Annotated in this window: 4 protein-coding genes and 4 tRNA genes; all 8 read right to left on the bottom strand. The window is 55.8% G+C overall.

Features of this window, described 5'->3' with window-relative positions; genetic code table 11:
• Window positions 1-154 precede the first annotated feature (154 nt).
• A tRNA-Thr gene (locus A0251_RS17040) sits at window positions 155-230 on the bottom strand.
• Between the two features lie 43 nt (window positions 231-273).
• Window positions 274-347 (bottom strand) — tRNA-Gly (locus tag A0251_RS17035).
• A gap of 66 nt (window positions 348-413) precedes the next feature.
• A tRNA-Tyr gene (locus tag A0251_RS17030) sits at window positions 414-497 on the bottom strand.
• A gap of 75 nt (window positions 498-572) precedes the next feature.
• Window positions 573-648: transfer RNA gene (locus A0251_RS17025), tRNA-Thr, on the bottom strand.
• A gap of 83 nt (window positions 649-731) precedes the next feature.
• Complete coding sequence (locus tag A0251_RS17020; RefSeq protein ID WP_062818034.1) at window positions 732-1,379, bottom strand: SPOR domain-containing protein; 648 nt, start codon at window positions 1,377-1,379, stop codon at window positions 732-734.
• A 16-nt stretch (window positions 1,380-1,395) separates the two neighbouring features.
• The gene (locus A0251_RS17015) at window positions 1,396-2,130 is read right to left on the bottom strand and encodes a type III pantothenate kinase (protein ID WP_062818033.1); all 735 of its coding nucleotides are present in this window, start codon (window positions 2,128-2,130) and stop codon (window positions 1,396-1,398) included.
• Window positions 2,127-3,098, bottom strand: a complete 972-nt coding sequence (locus A0251_RS17010) for a biotin--[acetyl-CoA-carboxylase] ligase (protein ID WP_231874273.1) — start codon at window positions 3,096-3,098, stop codon at window positions 2,127-2,129. Before A0251_RS17010 ends, A0251_RS17015 begins: the two co-directional genes overlap by 4 nt.
• The coding region (locus tag A0251_RS17005; protein WP_062818031.1) for an AMP-binding protein at window positions 3,095-4,209 on the bottom strand (1,115 nt) is incomplete at its 5' end. The genes A0251_RS17005 and A0251_RS17010, both read right to left, overlap by 4 nt.

Raw genomic sequence — 4,209 nt, 5'->3', positions numbered from 1 at the left:
ACTCTTCACCTCTTAACTTGGCTGTGCTTCCTCGCCATATGGCGCGCATACACCCGATAAAGACACATTTAAGGACTGCATTGATAAACACAGACCACCTTGGCACCATCAAGACACATGAAGCCGGACCCAGGATATACCTGGGCCCGGAAATTGGAGCTCTTGACCGGATTTGAACCGGTGACCTCACCCTTACCAAGGGTGTGCTCTACCTACTGAGCTACAAGAGCATAACCTTCATGTCACCTGGTGGTGACCAAACTCTACCGGAGCTGGAGCGGGTAGCGGGAATCGAACCCGCATCATCAGCTTGGAAGGCTGAGGTTCTACCGTTGAACTATACCCGCAAACCTTCCGATGCCTGCCAGCCTTCCGGCCATACAAACCATCCAAAGAATGATCTGCTTTTTATCTGGTGGAGGGGGGAGGATTCGAACCTCCGAAGCTTTCGCGTCAGATTTACAGTCTGATCCCTTTGGCCACTCGGGAACCCCTCCAGAAAAGGGCCTACATTCTCTTTACGGCCCAACCACTTGTCAACCAATTTTCAAGTAGTTAGGCACGTTTAAAGCTGGAGCTGGCGAGAGGAGTCGAACCCCCGACCGGCTGATTACAAATCAGCTGCTCTACCAACTGAGCTACGCCAGCTCACAAGGGTTGCGAATTCTATAGAAAGGAATCAGGTGGCGCAATCCACTTGAGGATCAAACGCCTAATAATTGCTCAGCCATTCAGGGGCAGGCCACCCAATCCAGCTTAAGGGACTGATTTGCCTCAAGAAAGATATTCAGCTCAGGTTTCTCTTCCGGCTCCTGATCCATCAGGTAAACCCAGTATTCCGTCACCGCCCGGGACGTTTCTCGCACAAAGGCCGGATAACCGGCATTGCGCATCTTTACGCGCAACCCTTCCGCCGACTCCGCACTGGAGAAGTACCCCAATGAAATGGCATTGGCATCCTCGCCCTCCTTGACGACAAAGCTGTCCACGCCATGATCCTGCAACTCATGAAGCACACGCAGCGCCCTCTCCCTGTCGGCATAGGGAGGCAGATACACCCAGTTGAGCCGATCCTTCTGAATATTCAGAGCCCGCACCTGACCCGACAGCCCTGCCGCCCTCAGCTGGACCGCGCCAGCCTGGGCCGCGTCACGGGACTCCCAGGGGCCGACTACCGCACACAGAGAGCCCGCCTCCGGTCTGCGCGCGCTGTCCCGGGTCGGCTGGGAGCGCTCGGAAAGCAACACCAACCGCTCTCCTCCCACAGACTGCGTCGGCACACGCAACGACACTGCCTCACGGGGAGCCAGGTTCTTGGTAAGCTGCACCCCCAGATAAACCAGATTGACGACCAGCAAGCTGTAAAATATCCACCGCACCGGTGTTCCCCCACCATTATTGTTGTCGGTCTGCCACGCGCTCAAGGCCATCTAGGACAAGGTCGGGCATATGCAGAAACTCGAACTGGAAAGCACCTGTCAATTTCGGGGCATCACCGCCAGTTACCAGCACTTTACAAGTATCTTCAAGCACTTGGCGTAGTTCAACCACCACCTCCGTGACGAAGGCCACAGACATGCGCAACAAACCATTGTGCACGCACTCCCCGGTGGATCGGCCCAGAGCCGGTCGGGCCGTAGCCGGCTCGATATGCACATCGGAGGTATCCCGCAACAGGGCAGTACGCAACATTCCCAAGCCAGGCACAATATAACCGCCGAGAAACTCCCCCTTTTCATTCACCGCATCAATGGTGAGAGCACTGCCACAATCGATAATGATACTGGCACCAAAGCGCTGATGACCCTCAATCATTGCCACCCAGCGATCCACTCCCAGCTTGCGAGGCTCCGGATAGCAGTTTTGCACACCGAAATCCTGGCCACAGGAATAATAAAAACACGGCGTCACACCCGTCCGATCTGCCAACAGCCCCGCGATCTCGGTATCCGCTGAGGGGCCCGCCACTGACGCAATCCAGATTGCATCAACCTGATCACTGCCTTGCAGTAAAGCGTCCACGACAGCGGGCCAGTCTCGCCCGTGTCGACAGCCCCCCTGCTCCACCTTCTCACCGTGGCGAAAGCGCCATTTCATGGCGGTGTTACCCACATCCACAAACAGTTTCATCGGACTCTCAAACTCACTTCACCGCCATAGACTTCACGCACGCCATTCGGTGTTTCCACGCGCAAAGCCCCATCCCCCAGAACGCCTGCCGCCTTACCGGTAAACACCTGCTCAGCGGATTGGACCTGAACCAACTCACCCTTCACCGCATCATAGCGGTCAAAGTCTCCCCGGAAAGCCGCAAACCCTTGTTGCGAAAAACGCGGCAGCATATCCAGTAAATGCGTCAGCACGCAGCCTGCCAACACCGTCCTGGGCGGCATATCGGCCAGCTCACTGGCAAGGTCGGTCCAGGTCTGGTCAATATCCCTGGCCTGGTGCCCCGTCATGCAGCCATTGACACCGACCCCGATCACCACATCCACCTGGCCATCCATCTCACCGGCCAGCTCTATCAGGACACCGCCGACCTTGGCACCATTGATCTGCAAATCATTGGGCCACTTCAGACCTACCGGCAATGACGGATCCAGCTCCTGCAATGCCTGAGCCACCACCACACCCACCGCCAGACTCAACCCGCCCAAAGCGGCAAAACCACCACTCACCGGAAAACGAATGGATACGTAAAGATTGGCTGCAAAGGGAGACTGCCACTGCCTGCCTCTTCGGCCACGGCCGGCAGTCTGGCACTCGGAGAGAAACACCTGGGGACGACGTACTGGCCCCTTGATGGCCAGCGCATCGGCATTGGTGGATTCGGTTGCCCACTGATAGTGCAGCTGGGCCCGCTCCCCCAGCAACACTTCCAGTGACAACGGATCAATCAGGTCGACCGGTTGAGCCAGCCGATAACCTTTGCCCTTGACGGATTCCAGCGGCAAACCGAATTCCTCAAGGCGCTGAACACGCTTCCAGATAGCAGCCCGTGAAATCCCCAGCGCCTCCCCCAATTCGGAGCCGGAGCGGAACCGGCCATCAGCAAGAAGGCGGACCAATTGCTGATCCGCCTCTTTGAAGGTGCTCAAGCTTCCCAAACCACCCCTTTAGTCTTCGCCCACTTGGGAATGTCATCCGCATAACGTTTTTCAATTTCGTTACGCTTCAACTTCAGGGTCGGTGTAATCAGGTTGTTCTCTACCGTCCATGCATCCTTACACACGACCAGAGTCGTCATGCGCTCATGGGGGTCGAGCTCGTTATTAACGCGGGCCAGCAGCGCTTCAAGCTCCTTGGTGAAATGCTCTTTTTCACTGGGTTTGGACAACTTTTCCTGCTCTTCCGGGGTAATATTCAGCAACGCAATGGGCTGCCCCATGCCCTGACCGATGACACAGGACAACTCCAGACCCGGCTGCGTGGAGAGACGGTTTTCGATCGGAGCCGGCGCCACATATTTCCCTTTTTCCGTCTTGAAGATTTCCTTCACTCGACCGGTAATACGCAAACGTCCCTTCTCGTCAATTTCGCCCACATCACCGGTATGCAACCAGCCATCTTCGGTAAGATCTTCCGCGGTCTTCTCTGGCTGCTTGTAGTAGCCTTTCATATTACCGAGGCTACGCACCATAATCTCACCGCCCTCACCAATCCGGCATTCCACGCCATCATTGGGAGTCCCCACCCAACCGATCTTCTGGTCACCCTCTTCAGTGGTATGTGACCAGGCCAGGTTCTCGGTCATGCCGTAAACTTCAAGAATTTCCAGATCCAGCTTCTTGAACCAGGTAATGATATCCGGGGACAGTGCGGCCGCGCCGGACAGCGCAATACGGCATTGATCCAGCCCCATGGCTCCCAGCACTTTCTTTTTGATCACTTTGTTCAGGAAAGGAATCTTGAGCAGCTTGTTGAGCTTTTTGGGAGGCACCGCTTCGGAAGCCTTTTGGTAGAACTTGGACCAGATACGTGGCACCGCGAAGAACACCGTGGGCTGGGCGCGCTTGATGTCTTCACCGAACGTTTCCAGAGATTCCGCAAAGAAAATCTTGCCGCCCACGTAAAGCTGGGCGATTTCAACAGCCACCCGTTCAGCCACATGGGAAAGCGGCAAGTAGGAGATCATTCTCTCTTCCGGTGTCAGGTTATACACCTTGATCATTTTTTCGCCGACGATGGAGAAAGACTGGAAGTCATGCA

The sequence above is a fragment of the Alcanivorax sp. NBRC 102024 genome (assembly GCF_001602235.1).
In the GTDB taxonomy this organism is placed as follows: domain Bacteria; phylum Pseudomonadota; class Gammaproteobacteria; order Pseudomonadales; family Alcanivoracaceae; genus Alcanivorax.
Note: the sequence above shows the minus strand (reverse complement) of the source record. Positions and strands in the feature narration are given on the sequence as shown.